This window comes from Streptomyces sp. NPDC002868 (assembly GCF_055563295.1).
This window is the reverse complement of sequence record NZ_JBVHDR010000001.1, coordinates 983287-1004543: the sequence shown is the minus strand read 5'-3', so window position 1 is coordinate 1004543 and position 21257 is coordinate 983287. Positions and strand designations below refer to the sequence as shown.

Here is a 21257-nt window from a genome sequence, read left to right as displayed (position 1 = left end):
CAGCCCCCACTGACACCTGCCGTTCCGCGCGCCGCGACACCCTGCCGCACACGAGAGCGCACCAAGTGCGCCCGTTTCAACCCAATTGGCCCGACGGTCCGTCAGCTCCCCGGCCCCGCGCCGCCTCCCGCGGCTCGCGCACCCCGGCCCCTACCGGGAGCCCGCACGGGGGTGACAAGGGTTTTCCCCGTATCGGGTTCATCTCGGCGTTCCCTACTGTCTGCCGCACCGGCGGATCCCATCCTCTGACTCTTTAATGTCAGGTGCATGTAAATCATGGGTTCCCTCGGTGACGGCCCTTGACCAGGGGCCGTCGCGCCGGCGGCGGCGCGCGGGCAGACCCGGCCCAGGGAGCCGCGGATCGCACCCCCACAGCGAACCGCGGTTCCCGCGCCGCCCGTCGGCGCTCCGCACCGTCAGTGGAAAGGGAACACCTTGAACGGTTCCAGACGGAGACTCATATCCGTCGTGGCCGCGAGCGCCACGATCGCCGCAGTCGCCGCCACGTCATCCGTGGCACTCGCCGCCACCCCGCAGAACCCCTCGCCGAAGCCCGCTCCGGCTTCGCAGTCGATGACCGCACTCCCGACCGCGCCGGTCGAGAAGGTCATCGTCACCTACAAGTCCAAGGCGGCCGAGGCCAGTTCCAACAAGGCCGCCGCCGGCGACGCGACGGCCAAGGGCGCCGAGACCGGCGAGAGCCTGTCGTTCGAACGCCGGCTCGCCGGTGGCGCCGCCCTGGTCGACCTGGGTGACGACGCGTCCAAGAAGGACCTCACCGAGGTCATGGACGCCTTCCGGGCCGACCCCTCCGTCGCGTCCGTGGAGCCCGACATCCGCGCCTACGCGATGGCGGTCACCCCGAACGACACCGAGTACGCCAAGCAGTGGGACCTGTTCGAGGCCACCGGCGGCATGAACGTGCCCGGCGCCTGGGACAAGACCACCGGCAGCGGCGTCACCGTCGCCGTCATCGACACCGGCTACGCCGCCCACACGGACCTGGCCGCAGGCGTCGTCTCCGGCTACGACTTCATCTCCACCTCCGCGGACGCCCGCGACGGCAACGGCCGCGACAGCGACGCCAAGGACGAGGGCGACTGGAACGCCACCGACGGCGAGTGCGGCACCGGTTCCAAGGCGAGCAACTCCTCCTGGCACGGCACGCATGTCGCGGGCACCATCGCGGCAACGTCCAACAACAGCAAGGGCGTTGCGGGCATCGCGTACAACGCGAAGATCCAGCCGGTCCGGGTGCTCGGTAAATGCGGCGGCTCATCGGCCGACATCGCCGACGCCATCACCTGGGCGTCCGGCGGCACCGTCCCGGGCATCCCGGCGAACCCGAACCCGGCCAAGGTCATCAACATGAGCCTCGGCGGCGCCAGTTCCACCTGCCCGAGCGTCTACCAGAACGCCATCAACGGCGCGGTGTCGCGTGGCACCACCGTCGTCGTCGCGGCCGGCAACAGCAACGCGAACGCTTCCGGCTTCACGCCCGCCAACTGCGCGGGCATCATCAACGTGGCGTCCACCAGCCGTGAGGGCAACCGTTCGTTCTACTCGAACTTCGGCAGCATCGTCGACGTCGCCGCGCCCGGCGGTGAGACCCGCCGCGCCACCGACACGCCCGGCACCATCACCACCCCCGAGAACGGCATCCTCTCCACACTGAACTCCGGCGCCACCACCCAGTCGACGGAGAACTACAAGCCCTACCAGGGCACTTCGATGGCCGCTCCGCACATCGCCGGGCTCGCCGCGCTGCTCAAGTCGGCCAAGAGCACTCTGACCCCGGCCGAAATCGAGGCCGCGATCAAGAGCAACGCCAGGCCGCTGCCGGGCACCTGCACCGGCGGCTGCGGCGCCGGCATCGCCGACGCCACGAAGACCGTGAACGCCGTCACCGGCACCCCCGGCGGCACGGCGTTCAGCAACGCGACGAACGTGACGATCTCGGACCTCTCGACCGTGACCTCCTCGATCGCCGTCACCGGCCGCACCGGCAACGCCCCCGCCGCCCTCAAGGTCGACGTGGACATCAAGCACACCTGGCGCGGCGACCTGGTCATCGATCTGATCGCCCCGGACGGGACGGTGCGCAACCTCAAGGCCTCATCCGGCTCGGACAGCGCGGACAACGTCCTCGCGACGTACACCGTCGACGCGTCCAGCGAGGTCGCCAACGGCACCTGGAAGCTCCAGGTGCGCGATGTGGCATCGGGTGACACCGGCTACATCGACAACTGGAGCCTCACCTTCTAATAGCACCTCGCACAACTGCGTAATCGCTGGTCAGGGGCGCGTCCGCGGCATATTGCCGGGGGCGCGCCCTGCCGCCTGTCCGGCCTCGTGCGTCCGCATGCCGGACTCAAGGCCTGGACTGCGGCGGCCGGATTCGTATGCTCTGCTCCCAGGGCAGGGGGCCCGGGCGTGTCCGGAAGGGGGTGGTGGGCACGTGACAACGGCGGCGTACCGCCCCGCGACGGTCGGGCGAGGGGAACTCCTCGCGCGGCTGGAAAGCGTCCTGCACACCCGTGGGCGCGCCCTGCTCACCGGCCATGCCGGGGTCGGCAAGACGGAGGTCGCGCTGGCCGTCGCCGCGCGCGCCGAGTCCCGCGGCGAGAGGGTGCTCTGGCTCGCCACGCTCCCCACCGACCGGGACATACCCGGCGCTGCCGCCGCGGCCCTGGTCGCGTCCGTGTCGGCGAGCGTGTCCTGGGCCCTGCCGGGGGGCCACGGTGGCCCGGGAACTCCCGCCGGTGCAGGCGGTGGCGCAGCTCCGGGCGGGTTCGACATTCTCGAAGGGCTGCCCGGTCCGCAGCGGACCGCCGTCGCCATGCTGTGCCGTGAGGCGCCGATCCCCGAGGACGGCTGGGACCCGATCGCGCTGCGGCTGGCCCTCGCCCAGATCCTGCGGACCCTCGCCGCGCGCGGTCCCGTCCTGCTCGTCGTCGACGGCGTCCAGCGCATCGACGCCGACAGCGCCGACCTGCTGCGTTTCGCTCTGCATCTGGCCCCCTCCGCGCTGCGGGCCGTTGCCGTCGAGACACCGGCGGCGTACGCCCCCGACACGCCCCGTACCGGAGAGCCGCAGCCGGACGCGGCCGGCCCCGAGCCGCTGTGGGTGCCGTCCGAGGCCGATGTCCTGTTCGTGCCGCCGCTGCACGCCGACGAGATCGCCGAACTCCTCATCCACCACCGGTTGCCGTCCCGGATGGCCGGCCGGATCCACAAAGCGAGCGGCGGCAATCCGCGGCTCGCGCTCGCCGTCGGCCGGTCCCTCGCCGACGCGCGGACGCCCGTGCATCATGCCGAGGCGCTGTCCCTCTCCGGGCGCGCCCGCGATCTCGCCCGCCAGTTGCTCGGCGCCGCGTCCCCCGCCGTCCGCGGCACGCTCCTGCTGGCCGCCCTGGCGCTGCGCCCGACGGCGTCGCTGATCCGCCGCGCGGGCCGCCGCACCGCCGAGGCCGACCTCGCCGCCGCCGAGCGGGCGAATCTGATTTCCCTCACGGACGACGGGACAGTCGCGTTCACCGCCGGTGTGCTGCCCTCCACGCTGGTGCACGACGCCTGCTGGACGGAGCGAAGCGACGGTCACGCGGCGCTCGCCCGGGTCGTGGACGATCCCGTCGAGGCCGTACGGCACCGGGCGCTGTCCACGGACGTTCCCGATGAGCTGCTGGCCGCGGAGGTCGCCGTGGCCGCCGACACCGCGCGGCGCCGCGGCAACAGCGCGCTGGCCGCCGAACTCGCCCTGCTCGCCGCCGAGTCCACGCCCGTGCAGCACAGCGCGCAGCGCCTCACCCGCCTCGTCGACGCCGCCGAGGAAGCCGCCCGCGCCGCCCGCGCGGACCTGGCGATACGCGCCGCGACCGATCTCCTCGCCCGCGACGCCGCACCGGCCGACCGGGTCCGCGCGCGGCTCGCGGTGCTGGACACGGCCGGGCAGGGGCTGAGCGACCTCGACGAGATCTACGTACACGCGATGGAGGACTCGGAGGGCGACACGGCGCTGCGGGCTGCCGTCCAGCTCCGGCTGGCGGTGAAGTACGTGCTGGCCGACGGCGATCCCGCACGGTCCCGGGCCGCCGCCGTCGAATCCGCCGCGCTCGCCGGCTCGGTGGGCGACCGGAAGACGGCGGCCAGGGCACTGACCGTACAGGCGCGCATGGATCGGGTCCTCGGCTCGCCGGACGCGGAGCGGATCCTCGCCGAGGCGCGGGCACTCGAAGTGGTCGACCGCCCGCTCGGCATCCGTAACGCAGCCCAGATACTGACGATCCGTCATGCCCTGTTCGACGACCGGCTCACCGACGCCCGCGACCAGTTGAACGCCCTGCTGCCGCTGGTCGAGCGGCGAGGCCCGGTCGAGGACGCCATCGAGCTGTTCCGTACGCTCGCGGAGGTGGAGGCCAGGCACGGGCAGTGCGCGGCGGCGCTCTCGCACGCCGGACGGTCGCTCGCCCTGACCCTGGAGGCCGGCCTCTCGCCGGGGCCCGCCTGGTACGCGCTGGCTCTCGCCGAGACCGCGGGCGGCAGCTTCGCACGCGCCGCGAGCTACGCCCGGCGCAGCGCCCAGGCATCCGAGGAGGAGGGCGACCATGTCTTTCTCTCGCGCAGTCTGTACGCACTCGGCCGGGTCCAGCTCGTCGCCGGTGATGTGGCCAACGCCCTGGACACCCTGCGCCGGGTGCAGGCCGGCGAACGCGCCCAGTCAACGGTCGACCCGTCCATGCTGCGCTGGCACGAGGAGCTGGCCGAGGCGCTGCTGGCGAACGACGCCCCGGAGGAGGCCGCGGCCCTGCTCGCCGATGTGCGGCCGGTCGCCGAACGTCTCGGCCGCGCCACGGTGCTGCTCGGCTGCGACCGGGCGTACGCGCTGTATCTGGCGGCGAACGGGCAGGTCGAGGAGGCGACGCGGCTGCTGACAGAGACGGCCGAGCGCTTCGCCGTGGCCGGTCTGCCGCTGGATCGCGGCCGGACACTGATCGCGCTCGCCCGGGTCGAGCGCCGCCGCCGCAGACGGTCGGCCGCGCAGAACGCGCTGCAGGCCGCGGCCGCGGTCTTCGAACGAGCGGGGGCGTCCCCGTGGCTGGCACTGGCGACGGAGACGCCGTCCCGCACGACCGAACCGGCCCCGGACCGCGGCGGCGCTCCGTCCTCCCTCACGGACGCGGAGCTGCGCCTCGCGCTGCTGGTCCGCCAGGGGGCCAGCAACCAGGAGGCGGCGGCGAAGCTGTATCTCAGTGTGAAGACGGTCGAGGCCCGACTCACCCGCATCTACCAGAAGCTGGATGTCCGTTCGCGCGCACAGTTGGCGACCGCGCTGAACGCATGGCCCGGCCACCGGCCGACGGCGCAGACGACGGACAGCCCGGCGGCGGGCTGACCGCCCGGCCCCGAGGGATCATTGATCTCACATCGGTCCGAAACGACCATACGGAGGCCAACGATGGGTACGCAGTCCGAGGGCGTCATCTGGGAGCCCAGCGAGCGCTGGGTACGCGGGACGAAGGGCGATGTGACCGTCGTCGACAGCCGCCGCCCGATCCTGGTCTGGGAGCCCGGCCGCCCCGTGCCGCTCTACGCCTTCCCCGAGCAGGACGTCCGCACGGATCTGCTGCGGAAGGCCGCGGAGCCCGCGACCGGACGTCACGCGGGATCGACGGTCTTCTACGACCTGGAGATCGACGGCGAGGCGACCAGGAACGCGGCGTGGTCCTACCCCGGCGACGAGCTCGCCGGGTACATCTCCTTCGAGTGGTTCGGGCGGGACGTCCTCGACCACTGGTACGAGGAGGAGGCGGAGATCTTCGTACACCCGCGTGACCCGCACAAGCGAGTCGACGCCATCCCCAGCAGCCGGCACGTCCAGGTCGAGATCAACGGCACGGTCGTCGCCGACACCCGCGCACCGGTGCTCCTCTTCGAGACGCAGCTGCCGACCCGCTACTACATCCCTCGCGAGGACATCCGGTTCGGCCTGCTGACCGCCACCGGCCTGCGCACCCAGTGCCCGTACAAGGGCACGGCGACGGAGTACTGGTCCTGGGCGGGCCCCGGCGACGCCTCGGCGAACGTGGCCTGGAGCTACCCCGATCCGCTCCCCGCCGTCCGCGAGATCAAGGGCCTGATCGCCTTCTACAACGAAGCGGTCGACATCATCGTCGACGGCGAGCGGCGGGAGCGCCCGGTCTCCCCCTTCAGCGAGCTGTTCGCGTGAGAGCGGCCCGGCCAACTTGCGATACCCGCGGAACGGGTCCAGCGCGGCGCATTCGACCGACACGGTGACCTCGACCCCTTGCTCCTTGAGCCAGTCGGCGTAGCCCGTGCCGGACCTGCCCTGCACGGCATCGAGCAGCCGCGCACAGAGACGCCGGTCGGGGCCGTGGTGTCGTCGAGCCGCAGCAGGCTGACCGCCCACTCCACCGCCCGACGACACGAGGAGGCCTCGTCTCACCCTCGCGCCACGCCGTGGACCCGGACACCGCGAGACGTCTCACCCGGGCTCATCAACGAGAGCCAAAAAAATTCGGACGGCGATGTCGAGAACCCGTGACTGGCTCCGTCCCCGCAATGAACGCGACCACAATGGGTCGCACCAGTACCGAGGAGAAACACGATGGCCAAGTACCTGCTGCTCAAGCACTACCGCGGCGCCCCGGCTTCGGTCAACGACGTACCCATGGACCAGTGGACGCCGGAGGAGATCTCGGCCCACGTGCAGTACATGCACGACTTCGCGGCCCGGCTGGAGGGGACCGGCGAGTTCGTCGACGGTCAGGCGCTCGCCCCCGAGGGGACGTGGGTCCGGTACGACGGCGAGGGTCGCCCGCCGGTCACCGACGGCCCATTCGCCGAGACCAAGGACCTCATCGCCGGCTGGATGGTGATCGACGTCGACAGCTACGAGCGCGCCATCGAGCTGGCCGGGGACCTGTCGGCCGCCCCTGGGGCGGGCGGGAAGCCGATCCACGAGTGGCTCGAGGTGCGCCCGTTCCTGGCCGCGCCGCCCACCATCACGGAGTGACCTCTGAGGTGAACGACGCCCTGCTCCGGAGCCTCACGCCGAGCGTGCTCGGGATCCTCGTCCGCCGCGGAGCCGACTTCGCGGCGGCCGAGGACGCCGTGCAGGACGCGCTGGTCGAGGCGGTCCGCGTCTGGCCGGCCGACCCTTCCCCAAGCTCTTCGAGCAGGGGAGACCCCATGCGGGACCCGAAGGGCTGGCTGGTCACCGTGGCCTGGCGCCGGTTCCTCGACGCGACCCGGGCGGACGCCGCCCGCCGCCGGCGTGAGGACCTCGTCGACGAGGAGCCGGCGCCCGGGCCCGCGCCCGCGGTGGACGACACGCTCCAGCTCTACTTCCTGTGCGCCCACCCGTCGCTGACGCCGTCGTCCGCGGTCGCGCTCACGCTGCGCGCCGTCGGCGGGCTGACCACCCGCCAGATCGCCCAGGCCTACCTGGTGCCCGAGGCGACCATGGCGCAGCGCATCAGCCGGGCCAAGCGCACCGTCTCCGGCGTGCGGTTCGACCAGCCCGGCGACGTCGCCACCGTGCTGCGCGTCCTCTACTTGGTCTTCAACGAGGGCTACTCCGGCGACGTCGACCTCGCCGCCGAGGCCATCCGGCTCACCCGGCAGCTCGCGGCCGCGATCGACCACCCCGAGGTGGCGGGGCTGCTCGCCCTCATGCTGCTCCACCACGCCCGGCGCGCCGCCCGGACCGCGCCCGACGGCAGCCTGGTGCCGCTCGCCGAGCAGGACCGCGGCCGGTGGGACACCGAGTCGATCGCCGAGGGCGTCGAGATCCTGCAGGCGGCCCTCGCCCGCGACCGGCTGGGCGAGTTCCAGGCCCAGGCCGCCATCGCGGCACTCCACGCTGACGCGCCCACCGCCGAGGAGACTGACTGGGTGCAGATCGTCGAGTGGTACGACGAGCTCGCGCGCCTGACCGACAGCCCGGTCGTCCGGCTCAACCGCGCGGTGGCCGTCGGCGAGGCCGACGGACCGCGCGCCGGCCTGGCGGCGCTCGTGGCGCTGGACGACTCACTGCCCCGCCACGCCGCGGTGGCGGCCTACCTCCACGAGCGCGACGGCGACCTGGCGACGGCGGCACGGCTGTACGCCGAGGCGGCCCAAAAGGCACCCAACCTCGCCGAGCGCGACCACCTGACGCGCCAGGCCGCCCGGCTCAACGCCCGCCGGTGTCGCTGACGGGTCGCGCTCGGATTTTCCCGCAGCACTGGGAGCGGCCCCGTGGCCAGAGCGGTCGCCTCAAAGTGAGTAGGCGGGTCGAGACCAGCTGCACGACGCGTTGTCGGCGGGGAAGCTTTGCGGCGACGACAGGCGGCGTGCGGAAGGTGCGGCTGTACGACGCGCGGCACGCCTGCCTCTCGTGGATGGCGAACAACGGCGTGCCCGACACGGTGGTCTCCGCGTGGGCCGGGCACAGCGACCTGTCGTTCACGAAGCGGGTCTACGTGCACCCCGACCCGCAGTCGTTGAAGGCGGGTTCGGAGAAGCTGGCCGAACTGCTCGGCTGACCTTGAACAACGGCGCCTGTGAGAAATTGTGAGACGACGGCCCCTCAAAACGATCAAGGGCCCTGCCTCACCGAAGTGAAACAAGGCCCTGACCTGGGCTCGAAGCCCTCTTGCACCGTCGGGACGACAGGATTTGAACCTGCGACCCCTTGACCCCCAGTCAAGTGCGCTACCAAGCTGCGCCACGTCCCGATGCGCCGGTCCTCCGGGTTTCCCGGCCGAGGGCGCAAGAGAACATTACCCCACTCCCCGGGGGCGGCCGGACGTCCGGCCTGCGGCCATGTGGCGGCCGTCGGTTTGGTCGGCGGCGGCGAAGGTCCATGAGCACTGGTCGTTCATGAGATCCCTTCTCTGTTCCTCTTCCAGTCCATGTTCCGGGAGACGAACGCGGACACCAGCGCTGTGACCTCCCTGTCCATGAGGATCCCGGCGTGGCCGGTCCCCGGCGCCTCTTCGAGGGTCACATGGCGCAGGCCGGCGGCGACGGCCTTGGCGTCGGAGTACGGCACCATCGGGTCGCCCGGGTCGTGGACGGCGAGGACGGGGGTGTCGAGCCCCATGCCGAGCGCGACGGCGTCCCAGTGGCTGACGGGCACGCCGTTGCGGAGGTGGAGTTCGCGGTAGATGCCGTCGACCGTGGTGCGGGTCAGCCGCAGTCCCGCGCCGTCCCATCTGTCCAGCACGCCGCCCAGGGTGCAGGCGGGGGCGATCGCGACAAGGCAGTCGAGCGGCGGCGCGGTCCGCCGCACGGTCCGCTGCATGGCCGCGCCGATCGAGGCGATCGTGCCCAGCGAGTGCGCGACGATCACACGTACGTCCCCGAGGGTGTCGAGGACCGCCCGGACCGCCCGCGTGTACTGACTCATGGTGGCCTGCGAGCCCTTGCGCACCCCGTGGGCGGGAGCGTCGAACGTGGCGACGGACAAACCGAGTTCACGCATCGGCGCGACGAGCGAGTGCATGCTGCTGCTGTCGGACGCCCAGCCGTGGACGAGCAGCGCGGTGCCTTCCGTACCGCCCTGTTCGCCCCACAGGTATCCGTTGGGCGCGTCCGGGCTGTCGTGCACGGTGAAGTGCCGTGCGCCCGGCGGCAGTACGTTGTCGGGGCGCAGCCCGAGGGTGCGCGTGCTGCTGAAGACATCGGTCGCCCAGCGCGCACCCGCCCCGGGCGCGACCGCGCCCAGGGCGTTGTGGGCGAATCTGCGCAGGGCCCGCGCCGTCACGAGACGCCCTTCCATGGCGACGAGGTCTGGGCGAGCGCGACGCCGGGCCTGACCGTCAGCTCGACCGTCGGCACAAATGCGAGCGTCGACAGGATCGCCGTGTATGAGTCCGCAAGGGCGTCCGTGAGAAAGACGAAGCGCAGAGCGTCCGGCGGATCGTCGTTCTCGACGATCCTTATCCACGCCGTCAGCTCGGGTCCCTTTCCGCCCGCATACGGACGTGAAACACCCACCGGCCTGATTTCCATGCTGGTGGCGATGGGCATGAATTCCTTGGGAATGGAGAATACTTCAAGATCCTCGGGCACCGGTGATTCGGGAGCCGCGGGGGCGACGAGCGGCCAGTCCGCATCGCTTCCCGCACCGAAAATCGCGGACGCCTCGACATGCACGCCCTTGCCGGTCCCCGCGGACGCCGCCACCGTTGACGTATTAGGCCCGGCCCGCACCAGCGAACTCGTCATACGGAATCCGGAATCAGTCGGCCTGCCGAATCTTCCGGTGATGCTCCGCAGTTCGAGGGCATTTGGCATGCACACGACGATAGGTCGCACCGGATCCGGTCAACAAGAAAAAGCTTTGTGATGCGCGCCACACCCTGTGCTGCGTACGCGGGAATTAATTGGTCCGCCCCCCTGAACGTAACGTCAGGAAATAATTCGGAAACCCGCGAGCAGGTGGTACGGAAATGAGTATCCGGAACATGATCGTGCACTCTGCACTCTGCGGCGGACCAGGTCGGACGTGCCATGAAAGCCTCGACGTCATATGACCGAGGGTGCTGACCTGAACCAAGGTACCCATAGGCAATGAACGACACACGGTCGATATTCAGCCGAACTCGGCGAGCGTTGCGACGGCCAGAACGGGCCGCGGGCGACGAACAGCGGAATGCTGCCCTCAGGCCTCGGCGGAGCCGTCCTCGGGCTCGACCGGCCCGCTCCAGTCCCAGCCGGGTGTGCGCACCTGCAGCCGCAATTCTTCGGGAGCGACCTCCCCGCCGCAGTGGCGACAGCTGTGGACCATGTCCAGCTCCTCGCCGCAGGAGTGGCTGAACACCGCGGGTGGCTCGTCGACGAGCCATCGGTCACCCCACGCGCGCAGCGTGGTCAGCACGGTCAGCAGGTCCCGCCCCGCTTCGGTGAGGTGGTACTCGAAGCGAGGGGGGTGCTCGCTGTACCGCCGCCGGGCGAGGACGCCCACTGACTCCAGATGGCGCAGACGCGCCGTGAGGACATCGCGGGGAGCGCCGGTGTTACGGGCGATCGCGGCGAAGCGGTGATTGCCGAAGCTGATCTCCCGGACGGCCAGCAGCGACCATTTCTCGCCGACGGCCTGAAGCGACACCGCGATCGAGCACGGCCTGCCGCGCGAGTCCACGGCAAGCGGGGGGAGTGCGCCGTCCTCCGTGGTGCGTGCCTTCATACCCCCTAGGTTGCCACAGCCAACTCACTCCCTCTAGCATCCCGTGCGAGCAGTCAGTTTGATATCCAAACCACGGTGCCAGATCCGCACCCCTGAAGGACGAGCGAACCCCTATCGCGCAGCTGCCGGTTCCGGTCGGCCAGCCGCACCCTCCTGAAGAGAGTGAAGAACATGGTCCAACAGGCCTCAACCGTCGAGGACAAGGCAGCGATCTCCCGCTTCCGCCTCGTCTTCGCCGTCGTCGCCGCAGGAGTGGCGATGTCGAACCTCGACCTCTTCGTCGTGAATGTGGCGATCCCCAACATCAGCAGCCGTTTCGACGAGGCGTCGCTGTCCTCGCTGTCGTGGGTGCTCAACGCGTACGCCGTGGTCTTCGCCGCGCTACTCGTTCCCGCGGGCAGCTTCGCCGACCGCACCGGGGCGCGGCGCGCGTATCTGCTGGGCATCTCCGTCTTCACCGTGGCCTCGGTGCTGTGCGCGGTCGCGCCCAGCGTGTGGTTCCTGGTGGCGGCACGGGTCGTCCAGTCGGCCGGAGCGGCGCTGCTGATCCCCGCCTCGCTCGGCATTCTGCTGGCCGCCGCGCCGCCGGAGCAGCGCGGCTCGGCCGTACGCAACTGGGCGGCCCTGAGCGGACTGGCCGCAGCTCTCGGCCCGGTCATCGGCGGCGCGCTCGCCCAGGCCGACTGGCGCTGGATCTTCCTGATCAACCTGCCGGTCGGCATCGCCACCGTCGTCGTCGGCCGGCGTGCGATCGCGCCCTCCCCCCGCCGTACCGACACAGGCCGCGGCGATCTGATCGGCGCGGCGCTCCTGACCGCCGGGATCGGCGCGGTCGCCCTCGGGCTGGTCAAAGCCCCTGACTGGGGCTGGTCTTCGGGCTCCGTGGCGATCACGCCGGCGGCCGCGGTCGTTCTGCTCGCCCTCTTCGTCTGGCGCTCGGCGAAGCATCCGGCGCCGGTTCTCCCGCTGGATCTGCTGCGGATTCCGGCGATGGGCCCTGCCATGCTGGCGAATCTGCTGTTCGCGGTGGCGTTCGGCGCGATGCTGCTCTCCGCCGCCCTGTGGTGCCAGGACGTATGGCACTGGTCCGCGCTGCAGACCGGTCTGGCGATCAGCCCCGGGCCGCTGATGGTGCCGCTGCTGTCCAAGTACGCGGGCATGCTCGTGCAGCGCTTCGGCGCGGCCGTGGTGTCCACCGCCGGCTGTGCGCTCTTCGCGATCGGCCTCGTCTGGTGGATCGCGGCCCTGAGCGTCGATGACCACGACTACGTACTGGGGCTGCTGCCCGGCATGGTGCTGACCGGCATCGGCGTGTGCTTCACGCTGCCCACCCTGGTGGGCGCGGCGGTCACCCGGGTCCCGCCGACGAACTTCTCCACCGGCTCGGGCGTGGTGACCATGGCGCGTCAGGCCGGCAGCGTGGTGGGCGTCGCGGGTCTGGTCGCCGTGCTCGGCAAGCCGCACGGCGCGGCCGTGATGGACGCCTTCCGCCACGGCTGGATCTTCACGCTGGTGGCGACGGTCGCCGCGGCGGCGGCCTGCTGCCTGCTCCTGCCCCACACCAAGCCCGCGGCCCGCGCCGACGCCTGAGAACGACGCCGCGCCCCCGGGGGACAAACGGCCGCCGCGCCCCGGGGGACAATCGAGGCGTGGACAAGGCATCAGGCAGGGACCGCGACGCCGAGGGGCGCGCACGCAACGCACGCCCTCGTGACGGGCTGGGACGCCCCCTTCCGTACGGAAGTCCGGGAGTGGATCGGCAGGCCGAGGGGGTGGTGCGCGCGCCGGGTCAGACGCTGGCCGAGGCACAGCGGCTGCTCGACGCGGGCATGCCCTTCCATGCCCACGAGGTCCTCGAGGACGCGTGGAAGTCAGGGCCCGCGGCGGAGCGTGAGCTGTGGCGCGGGCTCGCGCAGCTGGCGGTGGGGCTCACGCACGCCGCCCGCGGCAACAGGGCGGGCGGCGCGCGGCTGCTGCTCCGGGGCGCGGACCGGATCTCCGGGTACCGGGATCCGTACGCCATCGATGTGGCCGGTCTGACGGCCTGGGCGCGGGAGCTCGCGGCCCGGCTCGAAGGCCCGGTGGACACAGCGGTGGACGCGGGCGCCGAGGCTCCCCGGCTGATCTCAGTCCTGTAGCAGCACGACCTCGAGGGTGCGGGGGCCGTGCACGCCCTCGACCCGGTCGAGCTCGATGTCGCTGGTGGCGGAGGGGCCGGAGATCCAGGTCAGCGGGCGGGTCGGGTCGAGTCGGGGCATCGCCTGCGGTACGGACGCGACGACCTGGTCCGGGGCCCGTACGACGCAGATGTGCAGATCCGGGACGAGGGTGAGCGCCCGGCGGCCCTGTCCCGGGCCCGCGTCGAGGACGATCGTGCCCGTCTCGGCGATCGCGAGGGCGCAGCCGGTCACCACGGCGTCGACGGCGTCGAGTTCGTACGCAGTGAGGGGGCCGTCGTCCGTGCGCTGACCGGCATCGGCGGCGGCGAGCCAGGCGGCGGGCAGCCCGTCCGGCACGGCGACCGACCGCGCGCCGCGATCGGCGAGCAACTGCGCGACCAGGGCGGGCAGTTCGGCCTCGCTCGCGCGGTGCACGATCGCCCGGTAGTCGGCGAGGTTCTCGTGCAGCAGGTCGAGGACCGCGGTGGGGTCGTCGGGGGTGTGGCTGTCCAGGTAGTCGCGGGCGGCCTCTGGGGCGTCGGGCGCGTCGGCGACGGCGGCGCGGATCCGGGCGAGGATACGGTCGCGGGAGCCGGTTTCGGTGCTCATGTGCGGTTCTTCTTCCACCAGTCACGGAAGGATTGGGCGGGCAGTTCGGGCAGTTCGCGGTCGGCGGTCCAGGCGCCCGCGCCCGGCGGCTTCCTCGGATGCAGCCTGCGGGTCCTGGATGCTGCCTTCTCACCGGCGGCCAGCGCGGCCGGATGGTCGAGGATCCAGCCCGCCGCTTTGATCGCGGCCTTCTCGAGACGGTGGCCCTTGCCGCCCTGGTCGGCGACCTTCTCGCGGAGGTGGACGAGGACTTCGGGGATGTCGATGGCGACCGGGCACACCTCGTAGCAGGCCCCGCACAACGAGGAGGCGTACGGCAGCGAGGCGTCGATCTCGCTCTGGATACCGCGCAGTTGGGGGCTGAGGATGGCGCCGATCGGACCGGGGTAGACGGAGCCGTACGCATGCCCGCCGGCCCGTTCGTACACCGGGCAGACATTGAGGCAGGCGGAGCAGCGGATGCAGCGCAGCGCCTGGCGGCCGACCTCGTCGGCCAGCGCGTCGGTCCTGCCGTTGTCGAGCAGGACGAGGTGGAAGGTCCGCGGTCCGTCGGCGTCGGCGGTGCCGGTCCACATCGAGGTGTACGGGTTCATGCGCTCGGCGGTCGAGGAGCGCGGCAGCGTCTGCAGGAAGACCTCCAGATCGCGCCAGGTGGGGACCGTTTTCTCGATACCGACGACCGAGATGAGGGTCTCGGGGAGGGTCAGGCACATCCGGCCGTTGCCCTCGGACTCGAAGACGACGAGGGTACCGGTCTCGGCGACCATGAAGTTGGCGCCGGAGATACCGACCTTGGCCCGCAGGAACTTCTCGCGGAGGTGGAGGCGGGCCGCCTCGGCGAGTTCGGCAGGGGAGTCGGAGAGCCCGTCGGGCGCGGGACGGCCCCAGCTCTCCATCTTCTGCTCGAAGATGTCGCGGATCTCGCCGCGGTTGCGGTGGATGGCGGGAACCAGGATGTGGCTCGGCCGGTCCTCCCCCAACTGCACGATCAGTTCGGCGAGATCGGTCTCGTACGCCGAGATGCCCTCGGCCTCCAGGGCTTCGTTGAGGCCGATCTCCTGGGTCGCCATCGACTTGACCTTGACGACCTCGCTCTCGCCGGTCGCCTTCACCAGATCCGCGACGATCCGGTTGGCCTCCCCGGCGTCGGCCGCCCAGTGGACGGTGCCGCCTGCCGCCGTGACCGCGGACTCCAACTGCTCCAGATAGCGGTCGAGATGACGGAGCGTATGGTCCTTGATCTGCTTTCCGGCCTCGCGCAGCAGCGCCCAGTCGTCGAGTTCCGCCACGGCCTTGGCACGCTTGTCACGGATGGTGTGGGTGGCGTGCCGCAGATTGGCGCGCAGCGTCACATTGTGCACGGCGTCCTTGGCGGCCTTCGGGAAGGACGGCATGCCGAGATACGTACCGCTCACAGCAGGGGCTCCTCTTCGGTGCTCGCGAGGATGTCGGCGATGTGCAGGGCGCGCTGCGGAGCGTCCTGGCGGCGCAGGATGCCGCCGATGTGCATCAGACAGGAGTTGTCGGCGCCGCACAGCACATCGGCTCCGGTGGAGGCGGCGTTGCGGACCTTGTCCTGGCCCATGGCGGCGGAGACATCGGAGTTCTTGACGGCGAAGGTACCGCCGAAGCCGCAGCACTCGTCGGCGCCGGGCAGTTCGCGCAGCTCGAGCCCCTTCACCGCCTCCAGGAGCCTGCGCGGCCGCTCCCCCAGCCCCAGCAGGCGCAGGCCGTGGCAGGAGGGGTGGTAGGTGACGGTGTGCGGGAAGTACGCGCCGACGTCGGTGACGCCGAGGACGTCGACGAGAAACTCGGTGAGTTCGTACGTACGGGCCGGGAGCGCCGTCTCCCCGAACTTCGGGTAGTGCTCGCGCACCATCGCCGCGCACGATCCGGACGGGGTCACGACGTATTCGTACCCCTCGAAGGCTCGCGCCGTGCGGCGGACCAGCGGCTCGGTCTCACGCCGGTAGCCGGTGTTGAACTGCGGCTGTCCGCAACAGGTCTGCGCGGCGGGAAAGTCCACCGCCACCCCGAGCCGCTCCAGGAGTCTCACGGTCGCGATGCCCGTGGCCGGATACACCGCGTCGTTGACGCAGGTGACGAAGAGTGCGACACGCATGGTCGGAGGATATGCCGCCACCGGTGACCCCGGTAGGTCCCGCGATCAGCCGGATGGGGCAGACTCGTCAGCGTGAGAAGGATCTATGTGATCGGCATCGGGGCGGGCGACCCCGACCAGCTGACCCTGCAGGCGGTCAAGGCGCTGAACAAGGCGGATGCGTTCTTCATCCTCGACAAGGGCGAGGAGAAGTCGGATCTGACGCAGCTGCGCCGGGACATTCTCGACGCACATGTCGAGGACCCTTCGTACCGTCTGGTCGTGGCGAGCGATCCGGAGCGGGACCGGAAAACATCGGACTACTCCCCCGCGGTCGACGACTGGCGCCACCGCCGGGCCGACCTGTACGAGCGGTTCATCGCCGAGGAACTGGGCGATGACGAGTGCGGGGCGTTCCTGGTGTGGGGCGATCCGGCGCTGTACGACTCCACCCTCGGCATTCTTGAGGAGATCCTCGAACGCGGCACGGTCGCTTTCAGCCATGAGGTGGTACCCGGCATCAGCAGCGTCTCGGCGCTGCTGGCCAAGCACCGCACCGGTCTGAACCGGGTGGGCCGCCCGGTTCAGATCACCACGGGCCGGCGGCTCGCCGACGGCTGGCCGGAGGGCGTGGACGACGTGGTCGTGATGCTCGACGCGCGGCAGGCGTTCACCCGCCATCTCGACCAGGATCTGTTCATCTACTGGGGCGCGTACGTGGGCACCGAGGACGAGATCCTTGTGTCGGGGCGGCTTTCGGAGGTGTCCGACCGCATCGAGGAGCTGCGTGCCGAGGCGCGCACACGCAAGGGCTGGATCATGGACACCTATCTGCTGCGGCGGGGCTGAGGGCACAGCCTGAGGTCTTCGCCCATAGGCCGAGGCGCGCACACGCAAGGGCTGGATCATGGACACCTATCTGCTGCGGCGGGGCTGAGGGCACAGCCTGAGGTCTTCGCCCATAGGTCGCGTACGTGCCCGAGATGGCGGGTCATCACCTCCCGTTGGATCAGTTCACCAGGCGAGATGGAGCGCTTCGGGCGAGCGGTGGATCAAGGTGGGCCGCATCACGACCGGCGGCTTGTTCTCGTCCAGCCGCAGGCCGGGCAGCCTGCGGGCGAACAGCTCAATGGTCAGGCGGAGTTGTTCGCGCGCGAGCTGCGAGCCGGGGCAGCCGTGCGCCCCGTGGCCGAAGGCCACATGCTGCCGGGAGACCGGCCGGGTGATGTCGAAGACGTCGGGCCGGTCGTAGCGGCCCTCGTCGCGATTGGCCGATCCGTACGCCACGAAGACGGTTGCCCCGGCGGGGAGTTCGGTCCCGGAGATCGTGACGGGCAGGGTGGTGGTCCGCCGGAAGCCCTGGACCGCGGTGTCGTACCGGGCGGCTTCCTCGACGGCGGCCGGTATCAACTCCGGGTCGGCGCATATCAGTTCCCACTGCCGCCGGTCGCTCAGCAGATGGAGCAGCGTTGTGCCGATGAGAGCGGTGGTGGTGAGATGCCCGGCGATCAGGAAGTTCTGGAGGTTCGACACGAGTTCATGGCGCTGGTCCAGCGTGAGTTCGCCGTCACCGGGCGCGAGCGCGGCGACCATCCCCGAACAGAGGTCGTCACGCGGGCTCTCCCGACGCTCGCGTATGTACGTATCAAGCAGTTTCTGCAGCGCGACGACGTCCTCGGCCGCGCGGACCTGCGCGTCCGGGTCGAGCGGCCGGAACAGCAGCTGTTCGGCGCGGTAGCCGCCGTGCACCGCCGCCGCGACGTCCGCCGGATCCAGTCCGATCAGCCGCCCTGTCACCTGGCCGGGCAGCTTCTTCGCGTACGCCTCCATCAGCTCGACGCCGCCGTCCGCCGCAAAGCCGTCCATGAGCGCCTCGGCGCGCTCCGCGGCGTACGGAACAAGTGCGGCGATCCGTCCGGCGGACAGGCCGCGATTGAGCGGGGCCCGGTGGCGCTGATGTGCCGGGCCGTCGGTGGAGACGACGGTGGGCCGCTTGCCGTACCCCTTGGCCAGCACCTCCAGGGCGGCGGGCGAGGGCATGACGTCGGGGAGCAGGGCGCGTACGGACGAGAACTCCTCGGGCCGCCGCAGGACTTCCCGTACATCCGCGTCCCGCGCGACGAGCCAGGCGTCCAGCTCGGGAACGAAGGTCAGGCCTTCGGACCCGCGCGCCCGCGCGTAGAGCGGATAGGGATCGCGTTGCAGCTCGTCGAGCCTGGCGTGATCTTTGCTCGCCACGCGGCGCCTCCAGGTCGGAAGGATTCTGCACGGTGGTCTCGCGGTACGTCCGGCCATCGTGCCCCAGCCCCGCCGCGCCGGGAAGGGGCCCTCGGCCCGCTCAGAACAGCAGCAGCTGCAGACCGCCGAGCACGGTCGCCGCGATGACCAGCCGCTCGAAGAGCACCTGGTCGATCCGGTCCACACACGCCTTCCCGATGAACGCTCCGGGCAGCACGAACAGCGCGAGCACCGCGTCCAGCAGGAGAGAACGCCGGTCGATCAGACCGAGGCCCACGCTGAAGGGCACCTTCGAGGTGTTGACGATCAGGAAGAACCACGCCGAGGTCCCCAGAAAGCCGAGCTTCCGGAAGCCCGCGGAAATCAGATACAGCGACAGGACGGGCCCGCCCGCGTTGGCGACCATCGTGGTGAATCCGCCGAGTACGCCGTACGAGCGTGCCTTCAGCCGGCCTCTTCGACCTTCCTGCGATGCGAGCGCCTCGTCCGCGCCCGGCCGTCTGCGCCACACGGTGGCCCCGGCCATCAGCAGCAGGATCGCCCCGATCGATGTGCGTACGGCGTCGTCGTCGGCCCAGAACATGAACAGCGTGCCGGCCACCACACCGGCGGCGACCGCCGGAAACAGTCGCAGCAGGGTCGGCCAGTGGGCGTGCCTGCGATAGATGAGTACGGCGACCACATCGCCGACGATGAGTACGGGCAGCAGCACCCCTGTCGACTCGCGCGCCGGCAGCACCGCCGCGAAGATCGCGAGGCTGACCGTGTTCGCACCGCTCACGGCGGTCTTCGAGAAGCCGACGAGTACGGCTGCCGCGGCGAGCGCAACCAGTTCCCAGCTGATGATGACGTCCATGCCAGGAGCTGATGCTATGCGCCCGGACCCCGGCATCTCGTCGGAGCCGGGGGCCGGGCCGTATTCTCCGTGCCAATCAGGGCAGGCTCCGTAATGTGGTCATTCCCGTCCATGACTCGAATCCGGTACGGCGCACCCCCTGGGTCACCTACGCGCTGATCGTGGCCAACGTGGTGGTGTTCCTGCGCACGCCCGTGGCCGTGTCCTCGATCGCGGGCGACAGCAGCCTGGCGCAACTGTGCCATCTGCAGGCTTTCCTCGAGCAGTGGGGCGCCGTCCCGCGGGAGCTGATCCACAACCGGGTGCCGGACCTGGTCCCGACCGGAACCCCCGCGGTGGGTCCCCAGGGGCAGGGTTGCCTGCTCGGACCGCCCAGTTACGACAAGGCGCCTCCGCTGTCTGTGCTGACCTCGATGTTCCTGCACGGCAGCTGGCTGCACCTGCTGGGCAACATGCTCTTCTTGTGGATCTTCGGCGACAACATCGAGGACCGGTTGGGCCGGGTGCGGTACCTGCTGTTCTACCTGTTCTGCGGGTACGTGGCCGGGTACGGCTTCGCGCTGGCCAACCCCGACTCCGCCGAACCGCTGATCGGGGCATCCGGGGCAATCGCCGGCGTGCTGGGCGCCTACCTGGTGCTCTACCCGCGGGCTCGGGTGTGGGGCCTGGTGCCCTTCTTGTTCTTCATCCCTCTGCGGCTCCCCGCCTGGGCGGTGCTGGGACTGTGGTTCGTCCTGCAGGCGTTCTACTCGGCCGGCTACGGCGTCTCGGAGGCCGGCACCGTTGCCTATCTCGCCCATGTGGCCGGTTTCGTGGCCGGGGTGTTGCTGGCGCTTCCGTTGCGGGCCAATACCCCTCCCCCGCCCGAACCGCGGCGGCTGCGGAAAGCGCCGCAGGTACCACCGCATTGGTGAGCTCATTGCCAGTCGCGCAGGAAGCCCTCCCAGGACTTCGGGGGCCCTGAACCGGAGCACGAGAAGAGGGCCTCCGCAGGCTCTGAACCTGTGAAGACCCTCAACACCGTCGGGACGACAGGATTTGAACCTGCGACCCCTTGACCCCCAGTCAAGTGCGCTACCAAGCTGCGCCACGTCCCGGTGCCCGTCTGACCTGGGGTTTCCCCTGGCCGAACGCGCATGAGAACAATACCGCACTTCGACCGGTGGTCACGAACCGCTTTCCGTCGGCCCGCCGACCAGGCGCGACGCACCGCAGACCTTCCACGACAGTGTGATGCGCGTCACGACCGAGACCGTCGACGCGCCCGACCGTGATCGTTTCATGCTCCCCAAGGGGGCACGGGCTGCCGTTGGCCGTCGGCACCGCGCTCGGGCCGCGGGCCCCGCCGCGACCCACGGCCGGCCCGGCGGGATCACGTCCGGACCACGGACCCGCGACTCGCGGTCGTACTGGCCGAGACCAGCAGAGACGGCTTCGCCCTGGCCGGACGGCGGCACCCGGAGCGGGTGATCAATGCGGGGATCCCGGAGCAGCTGATGCTCGGCGCGGGCGGCGGCATCGCACTCACCGGGATGCGGCCGATCATGCACACCTTCGCCGGCCTCCTGGTGGAGCGGCCCTTCGAGCAGGTGAGGCTGCCCGGGGCCTGGCTGACGCGGTCCCGCCGCACACCGCGGTCCCGCCGCGCGGTCACCCCGTCCGCTCGGCCAACTCCGGGTGCGCGTCCAGCAGTTTGCGTGGTGCCGCCTGGCGCCAGGAGTCGAGCAGGATCGCGTACAGCTCCTCCTCGTCCTCCAGCGCCGCCAGCCGCACCCGCAGCCAGGCGTAGTTGTCGTCGTGCCCTACGCGGATGAAGAACTTCTCCGGCTCGGAGGCGATCAGCTCCTCCCGGTCCTCCTTGGGGCACTTCACACCCATCACCTTGTCGTCGTCATCGAGCGAGGCGAAGATCTTGCCCCCGCTCTCCAGGCGAAACGTGGGCATGCCCCAGGCGAGCTTCTCCATCGCACCGGGAAGCGAGAGCGCAAGTCTGCGTACGTCGTCGGCGGTGGCCATGTGAAGACCGTACGACGCAGCACTGACACTCGCCCCGCTCCGTGCAACCCCGGGCTCACACCGGGCTCTTCCGACCCATTGACC

At 70.7% G+C, this 21257-nt stretch carries 19 protein-coding genes, 2 tRNA genes and 1 pseudogene; 11 read left to right on the top strand and 11 right to left on the bottom strand.

Annotated elements, in window-relative coordinates; genetic code table 11:
- The first annotated feature begins 468 nt into the window (after positions 1 to 468).
- The 6 genes from ACZ3H8_RS04655 to ACZ3H8_RS04630 all read left to right on the top strand — a co-directional run bounded on the left by ACZ3H8_RS04655 (position 469) and on the right by ACZ3H8_RS04630 (position 8546).
- Positions 469 to 2265: a S8 family peptidase gene (locus ACZ3H8_RS04655; RefSeq protein WP_467397303.1), complete on the top strand. Its 1797-nt coding sequence runs from the start codon at positions 469 to 471 to the stop codon at positions 2263 to 2265.
- A 193-nt stretch (positions 2266 to 2458) separates the two neighbouring features.
- Entirely contained in the window at positions 2459 to 5392 is a 2934-nt protein-coding gene (locus tag ACZ3H8_RS04650; protein ID WP_467397300.1) for a helix-turn-helix transcriptional regulator, read from the top strand.
- Between the two features lie 63 nt (positions 5393 to 5455).
- Entirely contained in the window at positions 5456 to 6226 is a 771-nt protein-coding gene (locus tag ACZ3H8_RS04645) for a DUF427 domain-containing protein (RefSeq protein WP_467397298.1), read from the top strand.
- Between the two features lie 399 nt (positions 6227 to 6625).
- Positions 6626 to 7033: a YciI family protein gene (locus ACZ3H8_RS04640; RefSeq protein WP_467397296.1), complete on the top strand. Its 408-nt coding sequence runs from the start codon at positions 6626 to 6628 to the stop codon at positions 7031 to 7033.
- An 8-nt stretch (positions 7034 to 7041) separates the two neighbouring features.
- The gene (locus ACZ3H8_RS04635) at positions 7042 to 8217 is read left to right on the top strand and encodes an RNA polymerase sigma factor (RefSeq protein WP_467397962.1); all 1176 of its coding nucleotides are present in this window, start codon (positions 7042 to 7044) and stop codon (positions 8215 to 8217) included.
- Between the two features lie 137 nt (positions 8218 to 8354).
- Positions 8355 to 8546: a tyrosine-type recombinase/integrase gene (locus ACZ3H8_RS04630; protein WP_467397293.1), complete on the top strand. Its 192-nt coding sequence runs from the start codon at positions 8355 to 8357 to the stop codon at positions 8544 to 8546.
- A 118-nt stretch (positions 8547 to 8664) separates the two neighbouring features.
- Here ACZ3H8_RS04630 and ACZ3H8_RS04625 read toward each other — a convergent pair.
- The 4 genes from ACZ3H8_RS04625 to ACZ3H8_RS04610 form a co-directional block, all read right to left on the bottom strand.
- A tRNA-Pro gene (locus ACZ3H8_RS04625) sits at positions 8665 to 8738 on the bottom strand.
- A 143-nt stretch (positions 8739 to 8881) separates the two neighbouring features.
- Positions 8882 to 9784, bottom strand: coding sequence for an alpha/beta hydrolase (locus ACZ3H8_RS04620; RefSeq protein ID WP_467397291.1), 903 nt, complete (start codon positions 9782 to 9784; stop codon positions 8882 to 8884).
- Entirely contained in the window at positions 9766 to 10302 is a 537-nt protein-coding gene (locus ACZ3H8_RS04615; RefSeq protein ID WP_467397289.1) for a thioesterase family protein, read from the bottom strand. The genes ACZ3H8_RS04620 and ACZ3H8_RS04615 overlap by 19 nt, the downstream gene beginning before the upstream one ends.
- 367 nt (positions 10303 to 10669) lie before the next feature.
- Positions 10670 to 11194, bottom strand: a complete 525-nt coding sequence (locus ACZ3H8_RS04610; RefSeq protein ID WP_467397286.1) for a winged helix-turn-helix transcriptional regulator — start codon at positions 11192 to 11194, stop codon at positions 10670 to 10672.
- Positions 11195 to 11365: 171 nt separating this feature from the next.
- On the opposite strand from ACZ3H8_RS04610, the gene ACZ3H8_RS04605 reads away from it, so the two are divergent.
- Entirely contained in the window at positions 11366 to 12784 is a 1419-nt protein-coding gene (locus ACZ3H8_RS04605) for an MFS transporter (protein ID WP_467397283.1), read from the top strand.
- A 59-nt stretch (positions 12785 to 12843) separates the two neighbouring features.
- A complete protein-coding gene (locus ACZ3H8_RS04600) occupies positions 12844 to 13332 on the top strand; it encodes a DUF309 domain-containing protein (RefSeq protein ID WP_467397281.1) in 489 nt (162 codons plus the stop codon).
- On the opposite strand, the gene ACZ3H8_RS04595 is transcribed toward ACZ3H8_RS04600, so the two are convergent.
- From ACZ3H8_RS04595 to ACZ3H8_RS04585, 3 genes are read right to left on the bottom strand one after another with little or no spacing between them, the layout of a single operon-like run.
- Positions 13321 to 13962, bottom strand: a complete 642-nt coding sequence (locus ACZ3H8_RS04595) for a LutC/YkgG family protein (protein ID WP_467397278.1) — start codon at positions 13960 to 13962, stop codon at positions 13321 to 13323. The two genes, ACZ3H8_RS04600 and ACZ3H8_RS04595, sit on opposite strands and share 12 nt — an antisense overlap.
- Positions 13959 to 15377, bottom strand: a complete 1419-nt coding sequence (locus ACZ3H8_RS04590) for a LutB/LldF family L-lactate oxidation iron-sulfur protein (RefSeq protein WP_467397276.1) — start codon at positions 15375 to 15377, stop codon at positions 13959 to 13961. Before ACZ3H8_RS04590 ends, ACZ3H8_RS04595 begins: the two co-directional genes overlap by 4 nt.
- Positions 15374 to 16084 (bottom strand): (Fe-S)-binding protein, encoded by a 711-nt coding sequence (locus ACZ3H8_RS04585; protein ID WP_467397273.1) that lies wholly within the window; start codon positions 16082 to 16084, stop codon positions 15374 to 15376. The genes ACZ3H8_RS04590 and ACZ3H8_RS04585 overlap by 4 nt, the downstream gene beginning before the upstream one ends.
- A gap of 72 nt (positions 16085 to 16156) precedes the next feature.
- Here ACZ3H8_RS04585 and cobF point away from each other — a divergent pair, with 72 nt between their 5' ends.
- Positions 16157 to 16912 carry a precorrin-6A synthase (deacetylating) gene (gene cobF / locus ACZ3H8_RS04580; RefSeq protein ID WP_467397271.1) on the top strand — a complete coding sequence of 252 codons (756 nt, stop codon included), beginning with the start codon at positions 16157 to 16159 and terminating at the stop codon, positions 16910 to 16912.
- Between the two features lie 165 nt (positions 16913 to 17077).
- On the opposite strand, the gene ACZ3H8_RS04575 is transcribed toward cobF, so the two are convergent.
- Both ACZ3H8_RS04575 and ACZ3H8_RS04570 read right to left on the bottom strand, forming a co-directional pair.
- Positions 17078 to 18301 (bottom strand): cytochrome P450, encoded by a 1224-nt coding sequence (locus ACZ3H8_RS04575; protein WP_467397268.1) that lies wholly within the window; start codon positions 18299 to 18301, stop codon positions 17078 to 17080.
- Positions 18302 to 18401: 100 nt separating this feature from the next.
- Positions 18402 to 19157, bottom strand: coding sequence for a sulfite exporter TauE/SafE family protein (locus ACZ3H8_RS04570; RefSeq protein WP_467397266.1), 756 nt, complete (start codon positions 19155 to 19157; stop codon positions 18402 to 18404).
- Positions 19158 to 19252: 95 nt separating this feature from the next.
- Between ACZ3H8_RS04570 and ACZ3H8_RS04565 the strand changes: the two genes are divergently transcribed.
- A complete protein-coding gene (locus ACZ3H8_RS04565; RefSeq protein WP_467397263.1) occupies positions 19253 to 20071 on the top strand; it encodes a rhomboid family intramembrane serine protease in 819 nt (272 codons plus the stop codon).
- A 109-nt stretch (positions 20072 to 20180) separates the two neighbouring features.
- Here ACZ3H8_RS04565 and ACZ3H8_RS04560 read toward each other — a convergent pair.
- Positions 20181 to 20254, bottom strand: a tRNA-Pro gene (locus ACZ3H8_RS04560).
- Positions 20255 to 20545: 291 nt separating this feature from the next.
- Between ACZ3H8_RS04560 and ACZ3H8_RS04555 the strand changes: the two are divergent.
- Positions 20546 to 20755, top strand: a pseudogene (locus ACZ3H8_RS04555) (transketolase); the annotation flags it as partial.
- Between the two features lie 52 nt (positions 20756 to 20807).
- Here the strand turns inward: ACZ3H8_RS04555 and ACZ3H8_RS04550 are convergent.
- A complete protein-coding gene (locus ACZ3H8_RS04550; RefSeq protein ID WP_398982535.1) occupies positions 20808 to 21173 on the bottom strand; it encodes an MmcQ/YjbR family DNA-binding protein in 366 nt (121 codons plus the stop codon).
- Positions 21174 to 21257 lie beyond the last annotated feature (84 nt).